The sequence below is a fragment of the Alteromonas sp. CI.11.F.A3 genome, from assembly GCF_032925565.1.
Classification (GTDB): Bacteria; Pseudomonadota; Gammaproteobacteria; order Enterobacterales; family Alteromonadaceae; genus Alteromonas.
The window spans coordinates 3,282,536-3,308,301 of record NZ_CP136708.1 but is presented as its reverse complement, the minus strand read 5'-3'; the positions used below and the strand labels follow the sequence as shown (position 1 = coordinate 3,308,301).

Genomic DNA, 25,766 nt, shown 5'->3' with positions numbered 1-25,766 from the left:
TTGATGCCGAACTTTTCTCCAATATCTTCTAAGTCATAGTAGAGCTTACGACAGCCATACACATTGCCTGATTGAGCAAAATGCCACTTCGACTAAGGGATAGTGGTATCGCCTACATAGATAGTTAATATCAAAATATTCGATTTTATCAATTCCTACATTTGCCCTATGTTAATCGTATGAAACAAAAACGTTAAATAAACACCACGTTTGCTATTAAATTTTAACATCAGACTGTTTTATAGCATCGAACACTACATATACGAGTTTGGCACAGCAATAATTATTGGGGACGTCACATGAAACTAAAAAAACTATCGTTATATTTTCCGCTTCTGGCATTTTCAGCACTATCACTTCAAGCTGCAGCTCAAGAGACTGCAAACCAAGAAGTAGAGGCTGACAAAAGCGCTGCCATTGAAACAATTATGGTCACGGCTCAACGCAAATCTGAGTCGTTACAGGACGCGGCTGTACCAATGTTAGCGGTTAATCAGGATTCACTGACTCGTCAAGGTCTTGATTCTGGACAAGACCTAGGCAGGCTTTCTCCTTCATTAGGGATAAGTCCTGGTGGTGGCCCACTGACAAGTATTTTTGTACGTGGGGTAGGGGCGTTGACAGTCAACCCTTTAACAGATGCCGCCGTTGCGCAGAACGTCGATGGGGTCTATCTAGGGCGTTCTAGTGGTGCTGCGGGACAAGCGCTTTTCGATTTGGAACGGGTTGAGATTCTAAAAGGGCCTCAAGGTACCCTATATGGACGTAACGCAACGGGCGGTGTTGTTAATTACATCCCTGTAAAGCCTCAGTTACGTGAAACCTCAGGTTACGCTCAAGTTGAAGTAGGCAATTATTCAAGATTAGGTTTCCAAGGCGCTTACAATGCACCGATTGGCGATGATGCAGCGCTCAGATTATCAATTAACTCGTTACAACGCGATGGTTACTCTGACGATGGCACTAACGATGCCGATACGTTTGCTGTTCGAGCTCAAGTTTACTATGAACCTACTGATGATTTTAACATTCGTTTTGCCGCAGATTATTCTGAAAATTCAGGGATAGGCCAAGGCGGTGACCTGATAGGTACGTTTAGTAATGACTCTGGCAGTCTAACTGATTTTACTCCTTCAGGAATTGCTCTTTATTCTGGCCCTACCTCAGATGAAGCTAACGACATTCGAACGGGTGTGCTGCACACACCATCGTTTGCACCATACAAACCTTTAAATATTGACGACTTAGGTCAGGATCTTTCATTTTCAGGCTTAATGGTTGAATTAAATTACACGACTGAATTAGGTACATTAAGTGTGATCCCCGCGTACAGAAAATCAGACCAAGAGTACACATTTATTGGTCCTGGCTTTGCACCCGCTAAAACGAGTGAAGAAAACGAGCAAACGAGTATAGAGACCCGCTTTACAACTGATTTCGAAGGTCCCTTTAATGGTATTTTAGGCGCATTCTATTTTGACGAAGAAATTCAAACCAGTGGTGTGTTCGCGCAGAACTATGCTTCGCCAATCCAAAACTATGAAAATGGTGGCGACTCATGGGCTATATTTGGTCAGGGAACATATGACATATCGGAAACGTTTCGTATAAATCTAGGTTTGCGATACACGGAAGATAAAAAGTACGTTGAGGGTATTAGCGATACGTTTGTTACCTTCTGTGGTGGTGCGCCGTCTAGCGGCAACTTCCTAACACCGCCAGCAAGCTTTGGTAACGGGTGTGCCTCTGGTGCTATGCCAGCTCACCCTATCATTTCTGATCGGGATGAGTTCATAGCGTACTTTGTGAATGAAGGATTAATTGCACCAGACTCAGTTGCGACAATACCCGGCATGGGGCCTCCTCCATCATATAACTTAACAATCCCAGGAGGTATCACTCCTCAAATAGGCACAATGGTAAATGTGGGGGAGGGATTCATAGAGGCAGACTTAGACTACAGCGAAACAACATACCGAATTGGCCTAGAGTATGACGTGGCCGAAGACAATTTATTGTACGCAACTTTCGAAACGGGTTATCGCGCAGGTGGCGTCGATTTATCTGCTGTATCGCCTACCTATGATCCAGAGTATATTGATGCATTTACAATAGGTTCGAAAAATCGGTTTTTAGACAACACCCTTCAACTTAACTTAGAAGCATTTCACTGGAAGTATGATGGGCAGCAAGTTACTTATTTCACTACATTAGATAGCGCATCGTCGTTTCCGATTGCTAATGGTGACTCAACCATTCAAGGTTTAGATGTAGATATGATTTGGAGAGTCGGCGTTGACACCACGATAAGCGGCAATGCTCAATTCCTAGATTCGACCTACGACTCGCTGACGCTGGTATCGGACCCTGGACAAGGTCGGTTTGGATGTGCATCAACAGGTGTAACAGGTGCAATCGAAAGCTATGATTGTTCTGGAGAAAGCTTATTATATTCTCCTGATTTCGGTGCTGGCATGGCAATAAACCATAATATTGAGTTTGACGAACATTATTTGTCTTTGACTGCACAGGTTTCTCATCGTTCTGAGCAAGAAACTAATTTCTTATTTGTCGATGCGACAGAAGCAAAGTCTTATACAACGCTAGACCTAGATGCCACGCTTATGTCTACCTCAGGCGATATTAACTGGGCTATATCTGTGTTTGTTCGCAATGTGACCGATGAGTTATTTGTGGCTAACTCAAATGTCAACAACCGAGGGCTAACGTACGCTATTCATAATCCACCTCGTACCTTTGGGCTTCGTTTAAGAGCAAACTTCTATTAGGACCGGCGCAAGAGAGTCGCAATAAATGTTAGCCGCGAATTCTTAGCATTAAAATTGGACTATAAGCCTGTTTGTAAAAAACCCCGATTATCGGGGTTTTTTTACGTACTAAAAATGTGTTCGAAGAGATACAACATTAAATTGTTTTTGCTATATCAATAATCAATTGTCTTAACCAGTTTAACCCTGCATCATTTTCACGACTTCGATGATATTGCATGGTTTGCATTAACGCCGGAATTTCAATTGGAGGGTCCATAATTTTGATGGGAAGTGATTGGCTCACAAACTGTGCTAGCCGGCTATGAACAGTGGCAATTCGCTGCGTTCCTATGACAAGTAGTGGCGGTGCGAGCAAGTTTGATGTGGTAATTTCGACCTTGCGTTTGATACCATAATTACTCATAAACCAACCATCAAAAGCTGGAGAGTGATTTTTCCCATAGCTCACTGCAACATGACCAGCCGATTGATAATCCTCAAAGGTGATTTTGTCACCAATAGATATGTTCTCTTGCCAGCAAATACACTTGTAGTCCTCCTGATAAATTTCGTCGTAGGGGTGACCTTCTAAGGTAAACTGACGAGGGATTATCATTAAATCAATATCACCTTTATCAAGCAGCTCAATGTTACCTATTGTTGATAACTCTAAGCGAATATTGGGTGCTTCTTCAGCTAATCGACTAATGACCTTTGGCATTAACACCATGGTAGTTAATTCAGATGCGCTAATATTAAAACTACGATCCGCACTTTTAGGGTCAAATTTTTGACGATTGATGATGGTGTTTTCCATTTCTATAAGGATGCGGCGTACTGGCTTTTCCAGTGTCTCAGCTAAAGAAGTGGGTACAAGTTCTCTACCTACAAGAACAAATAGATCGTCATCAAAATATTGGCGTAACCGAGATACCGCTGAGCTCATTCCTGATTGGCTCATATTAATACGCTCACCTGCTCGGGTAATGTTGCGCTCAGTAATAAGTGCATCTAACGCAACTAACAAATTTAAATCCAGTCCTTTAAAGCGCATTCACACATCACCATCATTTTTATCGCTACCAAAAGATGATACCAATCTATTTTAAAGGAGCTTTGCCGTCAATCAACCAGTGGATTCAAATATTAAAAATGAAATTAAGATTATGAATTCAAAATGTTTTTTGGTTTTTTGGGGCGTTATTTTTTATTGCTTATAATACCATCGAATTTACCGATACCAACTAGCGTTGATAAGGATTGGTGAGTCTTAATAGGCGCTGATATATTACATCAGAATCGTAAAGGCATTAAAAATAGTAAGGTTTTAAGCGCTGCGCTTAGAACGCGTATTTAGTTTTTTTTATACTGATAGTTTTCAGAACAAGTCATAGAAGACAAGATGTACGAAGTCTTGACGTTACTAAACAACAGGGTAAACAAAGCTTACTAAAAGTATTGAATAGAGGAATATTAAATTATGTATCCATTTAAATATAAAAGTTCAATCGTGACTAATCGTTGGTATATGGCGGCGTTTTCAACAGAGATAACTCGGGAGCCAATGGAACGTACCATGTTGAACAAACCTGTTGTGATGTATCGTAAGGAAGATGGCACCCCTGTTGCTATGTATGGCTTATGTCCACACCGCTATTTGCCTTTAGTTCAAGGGCGACTTGAAGGTGACGCCATTGTATGTGGCTATCACGGCTTTAAATTTGCTGATAATGGCGATTGTATTCAAATTCCTTCACAGCCCAAAGTCACAGGTAGAATTTGTCAGCCGGTATACAAAATTGTCGAGAAAGGTCCAATCTGTTGGATTTGGATGGGTGATGAAGATAAATGTGATATTGATTTAATTCCTCCATATGAAGATTTTGGATTAGACCAGCCTGGGTGGGAATTTCATTCCGAAAATTACTTTCACCTAGAAGGTCGCTCGCAATTATTAGTCGATAACTTAATGGATCTTACCCACCTTCCTTATGTGCATCACCACATATCAGGTAAAGATGCGATGGCCGATATACCTATTAACACAGAAGAGCGAGAAAGAAGTTATCGCATAACGCGAAATGGCAAAGCACCTTGGAACGATTATTTCAAGATGGTATTTGGTCCAGAAGCAGAATTCGAAGGGCTCTGTGATTTCATGATAAAAAGTGACTTCTTTGGTCCAGAATTTATGTCAACAAGTTTACCTATTGTTACAGCTGTCCCTGGTAAAAGTGAGGTTCCAAAGGAGTTGGGTACACTGATGATTCTCCACGGCGCAACCCCAGAAACAGACAAGACCACTCACTACTTTGGTTTTTCCACACGCAATTTCAGATTAGGGGATAAAGATTTAGATCAATTCCAACTTGTCGCTGATCAAAAAATTAGAGGCCAGGATCAAATTGCCATCAATGCGGTAGAAAAAAGACTAGATTACGCCGTAACTCAACAACGAGAACTCTTAGTGGGGGCAGATAAACCAGCGGTCCAAGTTCGTAGAAGAATTGAAGCTATGTTAGCCGAGGAAAATATCCCTTTAGAAGACGCATAGATATCAGCACGTCTCGCAGAAACTGTCTCATTACCGTGCAGGGGGCCATCCATCATCAAGGTCCATTGGCACGGTTTAGTTTAGCCGGATTTGCAGGCGTGTAAGTATTCGTTGGCGGGCTACGTATATTGTTGGGATGGCGTACCCGTACCGTTTTTGCTATCTGGCCGTTACCGACTTTATGTTTCATACAACAAAAGATTTGTCCCCTGTAGTCAATGAGGGAGAGCAAACAATCATGTTCTGTTTTGAGTATTTTTACTTCATCTTCTCAGGCCAAGGAGCATTGGCATTAGATAATGTCATCAAAACTGAGCTAAACCGCACAAAAACCAATTAGGTTGTATTTATCTAGTTTGCTTTAGGCAAAATATGTAGACCGAGGAAAATTATGTTTGAAGTTGTTATTCAGAAGAAAACGCAAGAGACCCCTAATATTTCTAGCTTTGAGTTGGTGCGTGAAGATGGTGGGAAATTACCCGTTTTTGAAACAGGTAGTCATATTGATGTGCACCTTGGGGAAAATCTGCTGCGTCATTATTCTCTGATTAATCATCCACAAGCTGAAGCTTTTTATAAAATTGCAGTGTTAAAGGATGCTAACTCGCGGGGCGGCTCAATTAGAATGCATAATGAGCTTGCGGTAGGAGATAAACTGATTATTTCTGAACCACGGAACCTGTTCCCGCTCAACGTTCAAAGTAAGAAAGTGTTACTTTTTGCTGGTGGTATTGGAATTACCCCTATTATGTCAATGGCAATAGAACTTGATAGTCATGGCATAGATTTCGAACTCCACTATCGAACACGTTCGAAATCTGAAACCGCTTTTTATCAGCAACTATCCACTTGTTCGTTTGCCTCCAAGGTGTTTTTTTCTTTTTCAGATGAAGAGGAAAACAATACGGCGACAATCAATCAGGCATTGAAAAACTTTACCGAAAATACCCATTTGTATACATGTGGGCCAGTCGGCTACATGGATTATATATTTGATATTGCGAAGTCACATTCATGGAATGAGCAAAACCTACATAAAGAAATTTTTAAAGTTGAACCTAAAGAGTCACACACTGGGGATATACCTTTTAAACTCATTTTAAGTCGTTCTGGTTTAGAGATAGATGTAGCATCCGATCAAACAGCGCTAGAAGCCATTGAAGATGCTGGTGTTGAGATCGATATGTCCTGTGAAATGGGAATATGTGGCGCTTGTTTAACCGCTGTAACAGATGGCGTTCCCGACCATAGAGATGAGTTTTTATCTAGCGAAGAAAAAGCTAAAAATGACCAATTTACACCTTGTTGCTCAAGGGCATTAACAAGTACGCTAACGATAGACTTATAGCTTTTAGTGTTATGGGATTTTGGTGGCTTAATCCCATTGAAATACCCAAATGATTAACGTTAGCAAACAATGCACTAGTAAAAAAATTAGAAGATTTCAGAGCCAGCAACATGCAGTCGTTAATTCAAAACAGTAGCCAACTTATTTAAGTTTGACTAATTTATCGAAAAATTTAGTGCATCGAGGTTCACTTTTTTGAGTCAAACGAATAGCCTCTGCAAGTCGTATTAATAGATAGGTTTGGATCCTACACTTAGGATCCGTTGTCTTCCCTTTTTGCAATTTTATGCTCATCTTCAGAGACGCCGAGTTTCCAATAACTTGAGGTATAAAAATGACTTTTAGGCAGTTCAAAGGTGTTGCGCAAATACTTACGAATTGCTTTCATGGTGTTGAATTCACAGGCAACCCATACGGATAAATTACCTTCAAATGAAGGCAATGATTTGATGCGTTCAAGTAAAGGCAAAACTTCCGTATTAGCGCTGGGTTTATTAACAACCCAAATTAATTGCACATTGTCAGGATGCACGAGATCTTGTATATCAGCATCATCAACTACTTCTAGAACTGCATAACCTTTTGTGTCTTTTGGTAATATTGCAAGATTGACACTAATAGCCGGTAAGGCTGTCATATCACCACAGATAATTACCCAATCTGCATCTTGGTTAAGCAGTTTTTTAGGACCAGGCCCGCCAACAATAATCTTATCGCCGACTTTAGCACTTACTGCCCATGAAGAGGCTGGGCCTTTCGCTTCATGCAAAGCAAAATCAACATCAATCGAATTCTCTGTTTGGCTACGAACGGTGTAGGTTCTCATCATAGGACGACCGCCATCGGCCCTTGGAAAAATTAACTTCACGTAAGCGCTGTCTTGATCTGCGGGAAAGTCACTCATCTCCTCGCCGCCTAAGGTAATACGTAACATATTAGGTGTGATATATCGGCTGTTGATCACAACTAAATTTCTTGGTGCGGGCCTAGTAGCCATAACATTTTCCTTTTAAATAAAATGAATTAACGAAAAATCTTTTTGGGTGTAAACAGCAAACCTTCGTTTTCCAAAATCTTAATCGCTTCATCATCACGGGCAATTGCCCTTTTTACAGCGGGTCGTTGTTCCATTCTTTGCGCATGAGCGCAGTAATGAGCAAACTTTTCAACAGGGTAACCAGCCCCTTGAACACGCCAAAAACACCAAAAAAGATAGGCATCCATAGCTGACCATTGATCTTGATACCACCATTGCCGATCAGCTAACTGGTTATCAATTAGGTGAAAAAACTCATCCATGGCATTAAAGGCAATGTCTTGCACTGTCTTTGCATTGTCGTCGCCTGCAAAAAATCCTGGCATTCTTATACGTGTGACCAAAGGGTGCAGTGTTGCAGAACAAAAACACAGATCGGCAATCTGTTTTGCAAAGTCTAGGGCATTGTTAGTTGCAGGTAACAGTTGACCATGTAGTTGATTCAAATAGGTAATAATGGCGACATTTTCAGTAAGCGTCTGGCCCTTGTAGATAAGCGCAGGGACTTTTCCTTTAGGATTTTTCAGTTTAAATTCAGGAGATTTATGCTCACCTTTCATAAAACGCACAACACGAGTTTCAAATTCAAGTTCTAATTCTTCTAACACAATGGCACTCACACGAGCACAACTGCCTGGCGACATATAAAGAACTATATTACTCATTCTGAAACTCCCAGAGGGTTAATGCTTGGACCATAAAATGCTTACTTTACTAAAGTACGAGCATAGCGAATTTGGTTCACTAACACTATTCGTCTATTTTCATAGTACCTATCAGCAATGCCAATAGTTAGTATCTTATAAAGCCAATTTTAGCTGCAGTTGGCATAAGGTAATCTTGAATTATACTTTCTAAAATAAGTCGAAAATAACATGATAGAGCTTTACCACAATGACATGTCTGTCTGTGCTCAGAAAGTGCGCCTAGTGCTAGCGTACAAACAATTGACTTACCATAGTGTGCATGTGAATTTGCGTGCAGGGGAACAATTCACCCCGGAATTTTTAAAAATAAACCCGAAAGCGGTCATTCCAGTATTGGTCGACGATGGCCACATAATTACCGAATCAAATGTTATCTGTTATTACCTTGAAGAAGTATTTTCAGAAGCGCCTTTAATGCCCGAATGCCCAGTTAAAAAAGCGGAATTGAGGGTATGGTTGACCCGATTAGATGCAGGGTTACATGAGCAAATTGCGGTTATTAGCTTTTGCCTTGCCTTTCGTCAACAAATATTAAAACGTTATACAACAGATGACGCATTAGAGTCGTTTTTGGCTAATATTCCTGACCCTGCTCGTAAAGTTCTGATGCGGGATATGGTCACCAATGGCACTGAATCTCCCCGTCTAAATTTGGCTATTTATGCTTACAAAAAATTACTAAAAGATTTAGCCAGTGCTCTTGAAAGTAACCACTGGATATTGAATTCTGATATTAGTCTCGTCGACTTTGCTTTTTTACCTTATATTGAGCGTTTAGAACAATTACAGCTTAAAAGTATGTGGGCTGATTACCCGCAAATTGATGCATGGTTGACTCGGGTGCAAACCACAGATGCATACAAAGTTGGTGTTCTTGAATGGCACAACGCAGAATATATACAATTAATGGCATCGGCAGAAAAACTTTCTATGCTCGATTAATTAGCGGCTTACTGCCCGAATTAACACTCAAACTTGGGGGATATAGTTGGTAACCTGTTTCACATTGTTGTTGAGTTTGAGTAATACCTTAATAAGCACATTTCATTCTTTATGAGAAATACCACTTAACAATAATTTTCTCTTTCAAGGGCGATTTCAAATACTTTGTCATAAACCACCTGTTGATGTGCCAATAACTGTTTGAGAGCTCGGCTAACCACTGCTTTATCCAAACCAATAACCTAACAAACCCGATGGGCGGAAATGTTCTATTTCACTTTTAAAGCTGCGGTACTGCCTCGCACGATTAAATCTGTTGGCAAAAAATACGCGGTTAATATGCTTTCTTGATCATAATTATCTTCAATTAGGTTGCACAGAGTTCTCATCCCACTAGCGCCTAGCTCTTTGGCAGGTTGCCTAATGGTTGTTAGCGGTGGGTCGCAATATTTGGCGAACTCGATATCGTCGAAACCCGTGACTGAAATATCTTCTGGTATTTGCAGTCCTTGTGCTTTAAGCCCTTGTATAAGACCAATCGCCATTTCGTCACTCATACTAAATATAGCGGTAGGGCGGGGTTTCATTCTGGCAAATTCTTTGGCCGCATTGATACCACTGGCAAAGGAAAAATCGCCATTAATAATCAGCTTGTCTGATAATGGGATACCGGCTTTGGTTAGCGCATTTTGATACCCCAATTTACGATGATGAGTGGCATGAACAAAATCTAAACCCGTTAAACAGCCTATATTCTGGTGCCCCAGTGATAGCAGATAGTTAACGGAATTCTCGGCCGCTTTTACATCATCTACTGCAATAATAGGTGTGGCGCTGTTTTCATTATAATCACACAAAGTCACGATATTCTGTAAACCTGCACTTTGCTTTTTGTCATCTTTTATATGCGCATTAAAATCAATAATACCTTCAACTAATCTGGTTTCCAGCATTCTGTAATATTTATCTTTGGCCTGTTGCGGCTCAATGGCGTCCACTAATAGTATGGTAAAACCTTTAACACGAGCCACTTCTTGGATCCCATGAATGACGTCTAGCAAAAAGTGATTTACAAGAGGAGCGATAACCAAGACTGAGTAAGATCGTGATTGGGAGAAGTTCCGAGCCAATAAGTTGGGTTCGTAATTCAGTTGCTCTATTGCAGTTGCGACTTTCGTGATGTTCTTTTTTGACACTTTTTCTGGCGAGCTGAAATACCTCGACACAGTTGCCACAGATACGCCTGCCAATGCGGCGACGTCTTTAATATTGGCCATATTCTACTTCGCTTTAATTAATATTACTTGCCCATTATACCCGTCAATTTGATTTTATGTAATTTGTAATCGGTTACAAATTTAAGTATTTGTTCTGTAGATATAATGTATCCAAATTTAAGATGTTGGATTTTAAAAATTATTTTTATCCATTTTTTCTGTTTATTAATCCTATAAGTTATTGTTATTTATGGGTTAATATTTATTTTGTCCTTTGTTAATTTTTTTGATTAGTTGTTTTCATTATGTAAATGGGTTTGAGTTTTAAAATGTAATCAATTACATTTTTTTACTGAAAGTTAAAAATTAGTCGTTGCAATTACCATGCTACGGATCTGAAGTTCTTAGTAAAAACTGACTCAAGAAGGTCAATAAAAATATTCATCAACTGATTCACCGCTAACCCGCTCGCACTTAGTCATTGATAGAGTAGATTTTTGTGTGAAAGAATAACTACTGGGAAAATGTATGAAAAACTATAAAAAAACACTGTTAAGTACCGCTGTTTCAAGCGCTTGCGCTTCTTTTATTGCCTTAACTCCGATGTCTTACGCTCAACAAGCACAATCAAATACGTCTGAAGATGTTGAGGTTATAATCGTTTCCTCAACCCGCAGTGGTAAAGACCTAGCAAATACTGCTGTCGCGGTGACCGCTTTGTCTTCAAAAGCATTGACCGATGCAGGTATTAGCGATCCGACCAACTTGCAAGATCTTGCTCCTAACATTTCAATTGACCGAGCCGGTTCTAACGGTTTGCAGATAACCATTCGTGGTGTTTCAAGTACCGATAATACTGAAAAAGGCGATCCTTCTGCTTCTTTTCTTCAGGACGGAATTTATATCGCACGATCGCAAGCACAAGAAATTGCATTCTTCGATTTAGATCAAATTGAAATATTAAGAGGGCCTCAGGGGACACTATATGGCCGTAATGCCACGGCAGGTATTGTCAATGTTATCTCGGCTAAACCTACTTTAGATGAAATGTATGGTTCGTTTGATGGAGCGATAGGAGATTTTGCACGTCGACAAGCTACAGCAATGATTAATCTGCCCATATCTGATACGGCTGCACTCCGTGCTGCGGTAAATTGGGATAAACGCGATACTTATTTAAACAAAAACCCCGACTCGCCATTCGAACTCGGTTCAGGAAAAGATGCTTTATCGGCCCGTTTAAGTGGTTTTTTTGAGCTGAACGACAATGTTAACGTTTTGGTTAGAGGTGATTATTCAAGATTAGATGGTACTGGGCGTAATACAGTTAAATTATCTAATTTCTTCGATGTGTTAGACCCATCTACCATACCTGCTAATGGACCTGTTTATAGCGGAAACCAGAAAAGCTCAGACGAGCTAAGAACCATTGGTTGGGTAGACACACAACAAGCTGATTACGGAGGTTCGACTTGGGGCGTCATGACCGAGCTCAACTGGGCGATTAATAGTGAGCTGACCATGACGTACCTTGGCTCATATCGAGAGTTTGAGCGCAGAGATAAGAGCATCCAAACCTATGATGGGGGGCTAGTTTTACCTTTTGGTATTATCGATATAGCGGGTCCACAAAGGTTTACCGGTGACTATGAACAAACTTCCAATGAATTGCGCTTTACTTATGTGAACGATTTTATGAATTTACAGGGGGGCATTTATGCTTTTGAAGAAGAGTCATATATAGAGTACTTGATCTTTGGCGAGCCAGGTACAGATGGGGCAGTGTTTGGCTTCCCTCAAGGTCCGGTCATATCAGAATCATTGGCCATATTTGGCCAAGGTACATTTAATTTAGATACCAATTTAAGATTGACCTTGGGCGCAAGATACACAGACGATGAAAAATCTCGTGTTGGTGCGGCGATTAATCATTTCACACTAGATGAGCCTTTAGATTTCACCTTTGACCCTGATACTAATCCTATTCCTGATTCGTTAAATAACGCAGAAGTTGAGTACAGTGAAACAACCTGGAAAGTAGGATTAGATTATGACATTAATGATGATTTTCTGTTGTATGGCATAGTATCCACCGGTTACAAAGCGGGTGGATTTAACGATGGCTGTATTGAAGGCACCCCAGATTGTTTCAATCCGATTCTAGAGTCAGCCCTTTACTATGAACCCGAAACTATTACGGCTTATGAAATTGGTTTAAAAATGGATTTAGATAATGGTTTACGTACCTTTATCAATCTATTTAATTACGACTATAAAAATATGCAGCTAAGTAATTTATCGGATATTTGTGGCGGTACATGTCAAGTGACCACAAATGCTGGGGCGGCCGAAATAAATGGGCTTGAAGTAGAGGCACGTTATTACATCACAGCAAGTGATAAATTGAATATCGCATTAACTTGGTTAGATGCTGAGTATACCGACTATCAAGTCGATTTAACGACAAACTTAAAAGGTGAAAAGTTAAATCGCTCGCCAGAATATACCGCGATAATTGGCTATCAACATGTTTTCGATCTGGAAAGTGGCGCTGAGGTCAAATTTGATTTGTCTACTCGCTATAGCGATGAGTATTCCATTTTAGCCGTTGGAACAGCGCAGAATTTTGTGCAACCTTCATTTACTAAAACTGATGTTTCAGTGACTTATCATTCATCAGAAGGTGATTGGTATGTACAAGCCTTTATTAAAAACATTGAAGATGAAGTGACAATCGCAAACGCCAGTTATTCCCCTGTTCCGGGCTTTGTCGATGGTACAGTAAATATCACCGACCCTCGTACCGCGGGTGTGCGTTTTGGTTTGGAGTTCTAAGAATTTAAATTAAAAACATGGCGCGTAACTCACTTTACGGGCTTTGTTTTTAAGGTCGCCAAGATAATTGATTAACTTAATGAGTTATATGCAGAAATAAAACCTGCATGGATAGGTGAAATGATAAAAAATATGCGTTTAAATCTCTCTGAAATGACAGGGCTGCGCCCTGTTTTCTTTCCGTTATTTGTTGCTACTTTCATGGCAATATTACCTGCTACGGCTGTGTCGGCAGCCACTCTTGGAGTTGACTCATTAGATGAGGTTATTCAAGCTTTGAGTTTGCAGGAAAAAGTCAAACTGATCCGTGGTACTGGCATGGATTTGGGCGATGGTGGTCCAAATGTTGGTGAGACTAAAGATAAGGTGCCAGGAGCCGCAGGTACAACTTTTGCTATACCTCGCTTAGGCATTCCATCAATAGTCTTAGCTGACGGTCCGGCTGGACTAAGAATTGCGCCACATCGTGAGGAAGATAAGGATAAATCTTACTTCGCCACTGCTTTTCCTATAGCCAATTCACTCAGCTCATCTTGGAACACAGAGCTGGTCAAGCAAATTGGCCGAGCCGTCGGCGATGAAGCAAAAGAGTACGGGGTGGATGTACTGTTAGCACCAGCGCTGAACATTCATCGTTTTGCCTTGGGGGGCAGAAACTTTGAATATTACTCAGAAGACCCTTTACTGAGCGGCAAGATGGCGGCAGCCATGGTAAATGGCGTGCAATCCAAAGGTGTAGGGACGTCAATCAAACATTTTGTGGCGAATAATCACGAATGGAACCGTGATTCTATTAACGTAAAAGTGGATGAGCGTGCATTGCGAGAAATCTACTTACGGGGTTTTGAAATTGCCATCAAAGAAAGCCATCCTTGGACGGTGATGTCGTCGTACAACAAAATAAATGGGGAGTATACGTCTGAAAGTTCTCGCCTTTTAACTGAAGTATTGCGGGAGCAATGGGGTTTTAACGGTGTAGTGATGACCGATTGGTTTGGCGGCAAAGATGCTACGTTACAAATGCAAGCGGGTAACGATTTGTTAATGCCGGGTATGGACCATCAAGAAGGCATGATCATTGGAGCCATTAAAAGCGGAGCCTTAGATGAAAAAATACTAGATCGTAATGTGAAAAATATACTTCAACTTGTATTGGCCAGTCCTGCTTTTAGTCGGTATGAATATAGTAATGCTCCCAATTTGAACAAGCATGCTCAATTGGCTAGAACTGCCGCTGCAGAAGGTATGGTATTACTCAAAAATAAAGGTGAAGTACTACCGTTTAAAAGTAGCATGTCGTTGGCTTTGTATGGCAATCATTCTTTTGATGTCCTTATCGGTGGAACCGGCAGTGGTGACGTGAATGAAGCCTATGTCGTATCATTAGAAGAGGGGCTGCAACACGCAGGAGTTAACTCTCAAGCTGGCCTTGCAAGTGCCTATAAAGCTCATATCGAAAGTGAAAATGCCAAGCGACCTGTTTCAACCAACCCATTAGCGGCTTTTATGCCTAAGCCTGCATTAATCGAATTTAAGCTTGATCCTGAGCGCCTCAAAGCGTCTGCCAAACACTATAATGCTGCAGTCGTTACCTTAGGGCGTAGTTCAGGGGAGTTTATCGATCGCCCTGAAGCTGACTTCTATTTGACCAAGCAAGAAACTCAGATGTTAGGGTTAGTATCAGAGGCTTTTCACCAGCAAGATAAACCTGTCATTGTTATTTTAAATGTTGGCGGTGTAATTGAAACTGCTAGTTGGCAAGATAAAGTCGACGCCATTTTACTTGCTCATCAACCCGGACAAGAAGCCGGAAATGCCATTGTGGATATTTTAATGGGTAAAACTAATCCATCAGGAAAATTGACCGATACTTGGCCCGTAGACTTAAAAGATTATCCCGCAGCCAAGGCATTTCCCGGTACCGTTCTTGACCCTAACATTAAGCCGTCGGGTTTTACCCAAACTGTTCCTGCAGAAGTGACTTACGATGATGGCATTTGGGTGGGATATCGGTATTTTAATACCCAAAATAAAGAGGTTGCGTTTTCTTTTGGTTTTGGACTGTCTTATAGCGACTTTGGTTATTCCGATATTACGCTGGATAACAATGTATTCACAGATAAGGTGATTGCCAAAGTTAGGGTAAAAAATACCGGTAAGTTAGCAGGCAAAGAAGTTGTACAACTCTATGTTTCAGCGCCGCAGAGTGAGTTAGTTAAGCCTGAGAGTGAATTGCGGGCTTTCGCTAAAACCCAATTACTGCAGCCTGGTGAATCTGAGCTTATACAATTTGAACTCAATGCTCGGGATCTAACATCCTTTTCGAAACAACAAGATGTTTGGTTAGCTGAGGCTGGGGAATATGTCATCAGAATTGGCAAGTCGTCACGGGAGATCTTACAAAGTGCTCAATTTACCCTGAAAGAAACTATCAAGGTTAAGCCATAACGTGTTTAGAGAATAGGTAGATATTGCTATTCAATTAAAATGTAACAAATCGGGTGCAACTAAGGTGATTTATGCTTTATCAGTACCTCTTTATTTATGGACAGTCTCGTTGGAGAACATAACATGTTGTATCAGAATGCAAAGCGCGTGGTTATTTTACTGTGTTTAATCTTTAGCTTGTTAGCCTGTGATGCTAAAAAAACGGGTGTGGCTATAGCCGAACCACTGGTTGTACAGACCGAGTCCGGTTTGGTTAAAGGTAAATTGGTGGGTACTAAGGCACAGCCAATAACTGCGTTTTTAGGCATCCCTTATGCACAAGCACCTGTTGCAGAGTTACGTTGGCAACCGCCACAAGCAGTCAGTACGTGGCAGGATACTAGAGATACAACGCATTTTAGTAACGATTGTTTGCAAATCCCTTTTCCCGGAGACGCGGCACCTCTAGGTGAGCCGGTAAGTGAAGACTGTTTATATTTAAATGTGTGGACCCCAAAAATACAAGGTGATACAAAACTCCCAGTTATGGTGTGGATCCATGGCGGTGGTTTTGTAAATGGTGGCGGGTCTCCCGCAGTTTATAACGGTCAAAAGTTTGCTGAATCGGGTGTTGTGTTTGTTAGTTTCAATTATCGACTAGGTCGCTTTGGCTTTTTTGCACATCCAGCACTAAGTGAAGAAAATCCTGATTCGCCATTAGGTAATTATGGTTTTATGGATCAAATTGCGGCCCTTAAGTGGGTAAAAAATAATATTAAGCAATTTGGCGGGGATGAAAATAACGTGACCTTATTTGGCGAGTCTGCTGGAGGACGTTCAGTAAACGTTATGATGCTTTCGCCACAAGCAAAGGGACTGTTTCATAAAGCGATCATGCAATCTGGCGGTGGTCGAAGTAATTCCATTGGCTCAGTGGTTTATCTAGATAAGCCGAATAAAGAGGGGAAACCTTCTGCTGAACAAGTTGGAGTAACATTCGCAAAAAGTGTGGGGATCGAAAGCGAAGGGCAAAGTGCGCTTGCGGAGTTACGAGCGTTACCAGCCGAAAAAGTACTCAGTGATTTAAACATGGCTACTATGAATTCACCTACATACAGTGGACCCATCATCGATGGCAAGGTGGTAGTTGAAGATGACGAAACCGGCTTTAAGGCTGGCCATCAAGTGGCTATCCCAATTTTTATTGGTAGTAATGACTTCGAGTGGGGTTTTCTTAAGGATTTTAATGCCATTGGCGCCGCCATGATAGCAGAGAAGACCTTAGCGGAAGCGACAAACCAAGAAACATTTTTAGCGGCTTATCAACCTTTTGTGCCAATGAAAGATGAGCAGTTGGATAGGGCGTTTTTAGGCTCAATGATCTTTGGTGACCGAAGCTTTTTAGAGCCCGCTCGTTTTATCGCGCGGCAAACGAGTGCCAATGGACAAGCAACCTGGTTTTATCGTTTTACTTATGTACCTACCAGTTTAGAAGGCAAAGTAGATGGTGCTTACCATGCTAGTGAAATCCCTTTTGTTTTTGGTACAGGAGAGGCACGTTACGCAGATGCTTTTAGCGAGGCAGACAAACAGCTATCCGAGGTGATGCATGAGGCTTGGGTGAATTTTGCCAAAGCGGGTAACCCATCGCTTGAGAAAACTCGCTTTCCGCAATTCAAACCCAATGATGAAAAGCTGATTGAGTTTAATAGCCACGGAGTAGTGATAAAAAATGATCCATTGGCAGGGCGATTGGATCAAATATCTAGGTTAGCGCAGTAGTTAACCGCCCGTCATCCTGACTGTTGCAATAACAGTTAGGATCTTTAAAAAACACCCGAAGTGGTTTAGTCATTTCAGACGTTATGTTGGTGGTAGTGTTGCCACCTTCGCACTGGAGTTCGCTCCTTAGATATAGATGTCTGTTTTGTCATAATTTTATCGGGATGTGAATTACATATTGCGACCAGTTTTTATTCAATCTTTTACCGATCCGTAGTGCTAATTCAGGCATACTTTCAATATAATTGTTCAGAACGTTCTAACCTACTCGTCAGCTGTCATGTCCGCTACTAGTCCATGGAGCATCTATGAAACACATTTTTATTAAAAGTATATTTATCGTTCTCATTCTATTTTGTTCAAATACATTGGCAGGTTCGATTATGAAAGCTAACAATTCACTAATCGCAGAGACTAAACTAGGACAAATAAAGGGGAAGCTCGTTAACAAGGTGGGGATTTTCTATGGCGTGCCCTACGCTAAAAACCCTTTCACCAAAAAGCGACGTTTTCAGGCGCCTATAGCAATAGAACCTTGGAAAGAAACCTTGGATGCGACTGCCATTACACCGCCTGTTCCTCAGCCGGGGCGGGGTACAAAAGTGGAATTAGTCGGTCGTGTAGGGGATCTTACCGTCAATGTATGGGCGCCACTATCTGCGATGCAAGCAGACAATAAAGTGCCTGTTATGGTTTGGATTCCTGGAGGGGCGTTTATTCGCGAAGATGCAGCTGAGCGAGTATACGATGGGCGTCGCTTTGCAGAGCAAGGCGTAGTGGTGGTAACCGTCAATTATCGGGTTGGAGTCGATGGGTTTATGCACCTAAAAGGTGCGCCCGACAATAGGGGGATTCTTGATCAAATTCTCGCTTTGCGCTGGGTGAGAGATAACATTCAAGATTTTGGAGGTGACCCTAGACAGGTAACCTTGTTTGGGCAATCAGCCGGAGCGGGTAGCGTAGCGATTTTGCTTGGTAGCCCCAAAGCCAGCGGCCTATATCATAAAGCCATTATGCAAAGCCCGCCAATGCAAGCGATGACCAGAACGCAAGCGACTAAAGTAACTACTGCGTTTGCAAAGCAACATAATGTAAAAGCCACAATGTCAGGTATTTCTAACATTCCCTTGTCACAACTTGTTACTGGCGTAGTTGATATGGGAAATGCCATAACAGATCGCACTCAATGGGGGATGTTGTCATGGGGCGGTACGGCTTTTCTTCCGGTTATTGATGGTGATGTTATTCAAATATCGCCTATGGCTGATTTAATGAATAACGGCGATGCATCTATACCGGTTATCGTGGGAAGTACAGATCAAGAATCACGTTTATATTTGGTGCCAGATGGCACAATTGATAGGATTACAGAAGATGAGTTATCCTTGTTTCTGAAAGATTTACACCTTGGTTGCGCAGCGTCTGAAGTTTACGGGAAAGCTGGCAATGTTTCGTTTGGTGATATCTATGCACAGGCTCAGTCAGACTATACTTTCCGAATGCCAGCATTACATATTGCCGAGCGGTTATCGCTTAAAGGTAATCCGGTGTGGAAATATAATTTCGCATGGCAGTCACCTGCTTACAATGGACGTTTGGGGGCGGCACATTTTGTTGATGTTCCGTTTACCTTTAACACCCTTGATAGTCAAGAAGCAAAAGATTTTGTAGGTACCCAGCCGCCTGATTCTCTGACTCACTTCATGCAGACCCAATGGTTACATTTTGCGAAAACTGATAGCGTCGACTGGCCCTCATATAGTCAGGATGTTCGAGCGACAATGCAATTCAATATAAAGTCTAAGGTAATGAATGATCCTAACAAAGACGTAAGGCGCTTATGGCAGAACTATTCATTCTGATACCGTTAATTGGACATCGTGTCAGGCAAACCCCCATCAATGGGGTGCACAGTCATTACATTGATTATGTCATCATGAGTGTGTGCTATTTGCCTATCGTTTCAAATAGGATTAGTGGTTAACCAATCCTTTAGCGCCTTTTATTTTAGTTAAAGCCATGACAACACCGATAATTGATAAACCTGCATATACTATTAATACGTTTTCGAGTCCGCCTACTTTGCTTTCCAAAGCAGTAGCTATGATAGGCGCGGTAAATTGCCCTAAGAAAAATGCGCCAGTCCACAGGCCAGTCCCCCGTCCTAAGACATTTCTAGGTAGCACACTAAGTATCCAGTTCAGCATGGTAGGTAATAACATGCCAAAACCGAAAGAGGCTACAAAGATGGCTATGCAGGTGAATATTAGCGCTGTCGAGAAAGCGGCACCTATATAACCAATGGCCGATAATGTTAAACCGATGCTAATCAACCTAGGGCCAGAAGCTCCTTTAAATTTACCAAATGCCATTGAACCTAAAGCCATGCCAATGTTCGCTGCAGCTCCTATTCCACCAATTATTGCAGGTGATACTTCACTTGCTAACGCTAAAATCGCTCCAAGTTTAACCATAATAGTGTAGAAGACAACACCCACAAAAAGTGTAATAAACAGTAAGGGTAAAACACGTGACCAAGGTACTTTGGGCGTATCTAAACTGACTTTCTCATGGCTTTTTATTGGTTCATAAAGGATAAAAGCGGCACATAGTGCGATTGGAATGGCAAGCAGATAAAGTAAGAACGGTCCCCGAGAGCCAAAAAATTCACCTAATAGCCCACCTATAGCAATCAGTACAATAGCACTTAAACTTACACACGCTATTTGGATAGATACCCAACGTTGCCGCGCTTTACCTTTGAAATAGTCAGCAATTAGCGCGGTTGCTACTGTCATTATAGCCGCTTCCGCAATACCCAATATAACTCTTGCGATAATAATCTGTGTTAGGTTGGTTAGAAAATAAGGTACTAAACCAATAATCGCGTAAATCAAAAGTGCTGATATCAATACTGGCTTTCTACCCATCTTATCTGAAATCCAGCCTGCTAAAGGCGAAAATAACGCAACACATAGGGCTGGAATAGTCAGGGCGATAGGAACTAAAAACGCTGATCCTTGAACATCAGAAAACTCTTTCATCAATAGAGGCAAAATAGGAATTAGAGTAATAATTGCCATTGGCGGCATGATAGCTGCCAGAATAAGAATAATGCCGTGTTTAGCAGAGGCTTGATTATTTGTTGGGTTTACATCAGCGAGGTGAGTCGACATAAAGGTATATCCAAATGTTTTTACTAAGCCTCAATACCCTTTATTACATACATTACACGATTGTTTTCTAGAGTAATGCAGAATTCAAGTACTAACACTAAGTAGGCTGGTTAAAGGTTTATGTTAAAAGCATGTTGTATATTTGTATATATTAAAAATGGATTAATCTGATTTTAACTATCATGAAAACTGATAGTAAATAGTTCAAAAGTATTTCAATAACAGCTTAATTGTATCTATAAAATCAATTATCACGATAGTTCCTTGTAACGTATAGTTAATGAAGTGTTAAATAAGTGTTGAGGTTTGTGAGCTTTAGCATTTAACTAATTATTATGGCGGTGAAAGAAGCGCCATTTGCAGGACCTATAAATAGGAATTATTAGAGGATAAATTAATGAAGCTGTCGAAAATTATTGTTAGTACACTTATTGGTGCGAGTATTTTTAGTCATGTTTTGGCGGCCAGCGAAACAAATACAAAAAATGAATGGATAACTCTGGGTACAATGGCTGGACCTATTCCTAATGCGACTCACTCACAACCAGCAAATGCTTTGTTAGTTAATGGAAAGACCTATTTAGTCGATGCGGGCGACGGGACCGCTGGACAGTTAGCTAAAGTTGGCTTGAATATTAAAAAGGTTGATGCAATTTTTTTAAGCCATCTTCATTTTGACCACACTGGCGGACTTCCTGCTATTTTGAGTTTACGCTGGCAAACTGAAACTAAAAGTGAATTAACTATTTACGGGCCTCCGGGCACAAAACAAACCGTAGATGGGATATTTGCTTATATGACCTATGGCGCATTAGGCCACTATGGAGTACCTGGTCAAGTGCCCCCGCCGCCAAGTAGTCATGTTAAAGTGGTAGAAGTAACAGATGGTTCACGCATTGATTTTGATGGATTTAACCTCAGTGTTATCCGCAATAGTCATTACAGCTGGCCAAAAGGCAGCGAGGAGTATGATAAATTTCAAGCCCTATCATTTAAGTTCGAATTGACTGACTATAGCGTTGTGTATACCGGTGATACTGGGCCGAGTGAAGCTGTTGAATTGCTCTCACAGAACGTTGATCTATTGATTAGTGAAATGATGGACGTTGAACATACAGTAAATTTGGTAAAACGCATGAACCCGATGATGCCAGCCAAAGCTCTTGGCCACATGCAGCAACATTTGTCTAAACATCATTTAGTACCGGCTGATGTGGGTCAATTAGCTACCAAGGCTAAAGTCAAAAAATTAGTGGTAACGCATATGGCACCTGGTTTAGTGACACCTGCTGAATTTGAAAAATACACCAATGAAGTAGCTGAATTCTATAAGGGTGATATTACTATCGCTAACGACCTAGATCGTTTTACCTTGCAAAAATAAACTTGGGCAGTAAAACCAATTATCTAAACACAATTCAGGTTATTTGATAAAACATCGGGGCTGGCATTATTGCTTTCCCGATGTTTTTACATTTAGACTATTTTATTGCAAATCTTCACCCTGTTGACGCGCCTTAAAGCAAACGCACGGTAATAAGTATATTCAAGCGCTGCATAAACCATATCTGGCATTTTAATCATGCTACAGAATTCTCCAGTTTTTAAGGTGCTTTGGGAGCAAGGAGTTGTTCTTGTTTAATAGCTCGATCAATTAACCGTCGCGCCTTTACGCCGCCTGCATCAATATCTAGCTTCAGCAATTTGCGATCAGGATGCAGCAGCAGGTTTTGCTGCTGTTTCTCTAATACTTCTAAATCTTCAGAGAAAATCACCCCTTGACCTTCACTAATAGAATCCGTTAATTTTTGATCTTGGGGTTTAAAGTTACGCGCCATACCCCAGAAATACCAAATTGATGTGTCGCTTTCCGGCGTAATAAAATCAACTACTATACTGCTGGCTTTGAATGCTTGTGGGGCGTGATATCCGCCTAAGCCTGCGTGAGCCACACCCACTTCAATCATAATATGGCTAGGTAAATCGAAACGGCAGATTTGCCAGCGGTCCACTTTTACGTCATCGGCCAAGTCATTAGCGCGAAGGGCGTTTTGCCAAAAAGGCGGTGCATACACATCATCCATAAAGCGACTAGTTACTACTTGGTTGCCTTCCACTTTTGTAGAAACCGGCGCTTCGTCTATTTCTTTTTGGCCAATGCTTGAGGCATGTACATAGGTTTCGTGGGTGAGATCCATCAGATTATCCACCATTAGGCGATAGTCACAATTAATATGAAACAAACCGCCACCATAGGTCCAATCTTTATTGGTTGCCCATGCTAGTTCGGGAATTAAACTGCTATCTGCCAGTGTTTGATCGCCCGGCCATATCCACACAAAACCATAACGTTCAACAGTAACGTAAGCTTTAATACAGGGAAAACCCTGTACTCGTTGATTAGGCATTGACTCAACCTTACCTTTATCGCCCATACGTAACCCATGATAGCCACAGACTAACTGACCGTTTTCAATCCTACCCAATGACAATGCTGCCCCTCTGTGGGGGCAAAAATCTTCAAGGGCTCTTATTTCGTTATCCAGATTACGAAATAAAACTAAGGAAATATTACAAATTTTACGAGCGAAAGGTTGATCTTGCACTTCGTCAGGTGTGCAGGCCACATACCAAGTATTTAGGGGGAAAATTTGTTGAGTCATAATTTTTACAATTGGTTAACTTTGGATCCAATAATAGTGTTTTTAGACTAAATTTCAAGTCTACTCGACTATTATTGGATCCAATGCGGTGCGGTGATAAACTAAATATCGAATTTTTAATGTGTTTTTTATCGTTGTTAAGGGGTAATTCAACTTATTGGTTAATACTGTTTTTTTTAATTGGATCCAATACACTGTTTCCAGCAGATTTTATTAAGCAGCGGTACATTGCAATTTATAAGGGTAAAACATGGTTCGTGATGGGCAATCGGTCATTAGAATTTTGCGCGATATGATTATTTCAGGGGAATTTAGTGCTGGCGAACGTTTGGCTGAAATCCCCACTGCAGAACGTTTGGGTATTTCGCGCACCCCAGTGCGCATTGCTTTTCGCGCACTGGCTCAAGAAGGTTTGCTTGAAAAGTTACCTCGCCGCGGTTATCAGGTGAGGAACGTCACCCAGGCTCAAATAGTAGACTCGGTTGAAGTGCGAGGCGTACTTGAAGGTTTAGCGGCAAGACAAGCGGCAGAAGCGGGGCTCAGTGAAAGCACTAAAGAGGAAATACAGGCTTGTTTGCTGGCGGGTGACGAGTTATTTGAAAATGGCGTGTTAGCAGAACAAGATGTTGAAAAGTATCATGAAATGAATATGCGTTTTCATGCCTTAATTATTGCTGCTAGTGGTAACAGCGCTATTAGTGCGGCCTTAGCGCTCAGTGAGCATCTACCTTTTGCCTCTGTTAGCTCATTGGCCTTTAATCCCAAACAAATGCAACAAGAATACCGACGTTTGTTTTATGCTCATACTCAGCATCATGCCGTCTATCATGCTTTGGTGAATGGTCAAGGTGCTCGTGCTGAAGCCCTGATGAAAGAGCATGCTCATGCTACCTTGGCCTACTCAGAGTTATTCGATAAAGAATCATCTAGAACCGTCATGTAAAGTTATGAAATAACGGTACTGCGTCATTTAAATTTGTGGGTAAGGTAAGCCCACATATTGCATTGCAATAACCTGTTGGCCTGCTTCATGACTCAGAAAAAAGTCCAGTTCAGACTTCATAAAGCGTTCAAAGGTTTTTTGATCCATATTATTCGCTTCTCCTGTGTCATCTTTAAAATCATGCAACATATTGCTCATCCACCAAGAAAAACGTTCAGCATGCCACACTCGCTCTAAGGCTAATTCAGAATACCTCTGACTGGCGTTTGCTTGGTTCTCAATATACTCTTGGCATAATAAACGAGATAAAATAGCCACGTCAGAGGCTGCTAGATTTAAACCTTTGGCACCCGTTGGGGGCACAATATGCGCAGCATCGCCAACTAAAAACAATTTACCTAACTGCATCGGTTCACAGACAAAACTACGCAGTGGTGCAATGCTTTTTTCTATACTAGGGCCGGTGACTAAAGCCTTGGCAGACTCTTGTGGCAAGCGATTTTTAAGCTCATTCCAAAATCGTTGATCGCTCCAATCTTCTACCTTGTCAGTTAACGGCACTTGCAGATAATAACGAGAACGCGTTGATGAACGCATACTCGCTAGCGCAAATCCACGTTCAGTTTTGCAATAAATTAATTCATCATCAACTGGTGGCGTGTCACTCAATATGCCAAGCCAACCAAAGGGATAAACCCGCTCAAACTCCTGACGTTTTTCTTCCGGAATACTTTTACGTGACACACCATGAAAACCATCGCATCCGGCGATATAATCACATTCTAGCTTGTAAGTCACACCGTCCTGCTCAAATGAGACTGTGGGATTTTCGCTTTCGATATCATGTAAAAGCACATTGCTAGAACTATAATAAGTGGCTAGCGCTTTTTCTGAACGAGCTTTCATTAAATCTCTTGTTACTTCGGTTTGGCCATAACACATCACCGTTTTGCCTTGGGTAAGTATATTTAAGTCAATGCGATGTGGTTTACCGTAATAACTAATGGCAAAACCGTCATGCACATGACCTTCTTGGTCCATGCGTTCGCTCACTTCGGCTTCACGCAACAAATCAACCAAACCTTGTTCTAATATGCCGGCACGAATGCGACCAAGCACATAGTCGGCCGATACCCGTTCAATGACCACATTGTCTATGCCTTGTTTAGCGAGCAGTTGCCCCAGTAACAAACCCGAAGGTCCAGCTCCAATGATGGCAACTTTAGTTTTGATTGATTGCATTTTTAGTCTAACTCATTATCTCTTTTAACTATCATGGCCAATAAAACAATAATTAGGAATTCACATCCGAGCTAAGTTATTGTACTTTTGCGTCACATTGATAATTTCTAATATAAGAGTGGT

At 41.3% G+C, this 25,766-nt stretch carries 17 protein-coding genes; 10 read left to right on the top strand and 7 right to left on the bottom strand.

The window, feature by feature from the left end; translation table 11 throughout:
* Positions 1 to 299 precede the first annotated feature (299 nt).
* Positions 300 to 2,789, top strand: a complete 2,490-nt coding sequence (locus tag R1T43_RS14290) for a TonB-dependent receptor (protein ID WP_317350030.1) — start codon at positions 300 to 302, stop codon at positions 2,787 to 2,789.
* Positions 2,790 to 2,925: 136 nt separating this feature from the next.
* Here the strand turns inward: R1T43_RS14290 and R1T43_RS14285 are convergent, their stop codons facing one another.
* Complete coding sequence (locus tag R1T43_RS14285) at positions 2,926 to 3,825, bottom strand: LysR family transcriptional regulator (protein ID WP_317350027.1); 900 nt, start codon at positions 3,823 to 3,825, stop codon at positions 2,926 to 2,928.
* Positions 3,826 to 4,281: 456 nt separating this feature from the next.
* Here R1T43_RS14285 and R1T43_RS14280 point away from each other — a divergent pair, with 456 nt between their 5' ends.
* Together R1T43_RS14280 and R1T43_RS14275 are read left to right on the top strand one after the other, a co-directional pair.
* Positions 4,282 to 5,325, top strand: coding sequence for an aromatic ring-hydroxylating dioxygenase subunit alpha (locus tag R1T43_RS14280; RefSeq protein WP_317350025.1), 1,044 nt, complete (start codon positions 4,282 to 4,284; stop codon positions 5,323 to 5,325).
* A gap of 391 nt (positions 5,326 to 5,716) precedes the next feature.
* Entirely contained in the window at positions 5,717 to 6,673 is a 957-nt protein-coding gene (locus tag R1T43_RS14275) for a PDR/VanB family oxidoreductase (protein ID WP_211069557.1), read from the top strand.
* 253 nt (positions 6,674 to 6,926) lie between these two features.
* Here R1T43_RS14275 and R1T43_RS14270 read toward each other — a convergent pair whose 3' ends face one another.
* Complete coding sequence (locus R1T43_RS14270) at positions 6,927 to 7,670, bottom strand: siderophore-interacting protein (RefSeq protein WP_317350023.1); 744 nt, start codon at positions 7,668 to 7,670, stop codon at positions 6,927 to 6,929.
* Between the two features lie 26 nt (positions 7,671 to 7,696).
* A complete protein-coding gene (locus R1T43_RS14265) occupies positions 7,697 to 8,317 on the bottom strand; it encodes a glutathione S-transferase family protein (RefSeq protein WP_317350020.1) in 621 nt (206 codons plus the stop codon).
* A 267-nt stretch (positions 8,318 to 8,584) separates the two neighbouring features.
* Between R1T43_RS14265 and R1T43_RS14260 the strand changes: the two genes are divergently transcribed.
* Positions 8,585 to 9,358, top strand: coding sequence for a glutathione S-transferase family protein (locus R1T43_RS14260; protein ID WP_317350018.1), 774 nt, complete (start codon positions 8,585 to 8,587; stop codon positions 9,356 to 9,358).
* Positions 9,359 to 9,627: 269 nt separating this feature from the next.
* Here the strand turns inward: R1T43_RS14260 and R1T43_RS14255 are convergent, their stop codons facing one another.
* Positions 9,628 to 10,635, bottom strand: coding sequence for a LacI family DNA-binding transcriptional regulator (locus R1T43_RS14255; RefSeq protein WP_317350016.1), 1,008 nt, complete (start codon positions 10,633 to 10,635; stop codon positions 9,628 to 9,630).
* Positions 10,636 to 11,103: 468 nt separating this feature from the next.
* Here R1T43_RS14255 and R1T43_RS14250 point away from each other — a divergent pair, with 468 nt between their 5' ends.
* From R1T43_RS14250 to R1T43_RS14235, 4 genes are all read left to right on the top strand, one after another.
* Positions 11,104 to 13,410: a TonB-dependent receptor gene (locus tag R1T43_RS14250; protein WP_317350014.1), complete on the top strand. Its 2,307-nt coding sequence runs from the start codon at positions 11,104 to 11,106 to the stop codon at positions 13,408 to 13,410.
* Between the two features lie 120 nt (positions 13,411 to 13,530).
* Positions 13,531 to 15,858: a glycoside hydrolase family 3 C-terminal domain-containing protein gene (locus R1T43_RS14245; protein ID WP_317350011.1), complete on the top strand. Its 2,328-nt coding sequence runs from the start codon at positions 13,531 to 13,533 to the stop codon at positions 15,856 to 15,858.
* A gap of 123 nt (positions 15,859 to 15,981) precedes the next feature.
* Entirely contained in the window at positions 15,982 to 17,619 is a 1,638-nt protein-coding gene (locus R1T43_RS14240; protein ID WP_317350010.1) for a carboxylesterase/lipase family protein, read from the top strand.
* A gap of 383 nt (positions 17,620 to 18,002) precedes the next feature.
* Positions 18,003 to 19,481, top strand: coding sequence for a carboxylesterase/lipase family protein (locus tag R1T43_RS14235; RefSeq protein ID WP_317350008.1), 1,479 nt, complete (start codon positions 18,003 to 18,005; stop codon positions 19,479 to 19,481).
* 111 nt (positions 19,482 to 19,592) lie between these two features.
* Here the strand turns inward: R1T43_RS14235 and R1T43_RS14230 are convergent, their stop codons facing one another.
* Entirely contained in the window at positions 19,593 to 20,795 is a 1,203-nt protein-coding gene (locus R1T43_RS14230; protein WP_317350005.1) for an MFS transporter, read from the bottom strand.
* A gap of 397 nt (positions 20,796 to 21,192) precedes the next feature.
* Here R1T43_RS14230 and R1T43_RS14225 point away from each other — a divergent pair, with 397 nt between their 5' ends.
* Positions 21,193 to 22,179 (top strand): MBL fold metallo-hydrolase, encoded by a 987-nt coding sequence (locus R1T43_RS14225; RefSeq protein ID WP_211069552.1) that lies wholly within the window; start codon positions 21,193 to 21,195, stop codon positions 22,177 to 22,179.
* A 220-nt stretch (positions 22,180 to 22,399) separates the two neighbouring features.
* On the opposite strand, the gene R1T43_RS14220 is transcribed toward R1T43_RS14225, so the two are convergent.
* Positions 22,400 to 23,458 carry an aromatic ring-hydroxylating dioxygenase subunit alpha gene (locus R1T43_RS14220; RefSeq protein ID WP_317350000.1) on the bottom strand — a complete coding sequence of 353 codons (1,059 nt, stop codon included), beginning with the start codon at positions 23,456 to 23,458 and terminating at the stop codon, positions 22,400 to 22,402.
* A gap of 250 nt (positions 23,459 to 23,708) precedes the next feature.
* Here R1T43_RS14220 and R1T43_RS14215 point away from each other — a divergent pair, with 250 nt between their 5' ends.
* A complete protein-coding gene (locus R1T43_RS14215) occupies positions 23,709 to 24,401 on the top strand; it encodes a GntR family transcriptional regulator (RefSeq protein ID WP_317349997.1) in 693 nt (230 codons plus the stop codon).
* A gap of 27 nt (positions 24,402 to 24,428) precedes the next feature.
* Here R1T43_RS14215 and pobA read toward each other — a convergent pair whose 3' ends face one another.
* On the bottom strand, positions 24,429 to 25,643 hold the full coding sequence (pobA, locus tag R1T43_RS14210) for a 4-hydroxybenzoate 3-monooxygenase (RefSeq protein ID WP_317349994.1): 1,215 nt from the start codon (positions 25,641 to 25,643) through the stop codon (positions 24,429 to 24,431).
* Between the last annotated feature and the right edge of the window lie 123 nt (positions 25,644 to 25,766).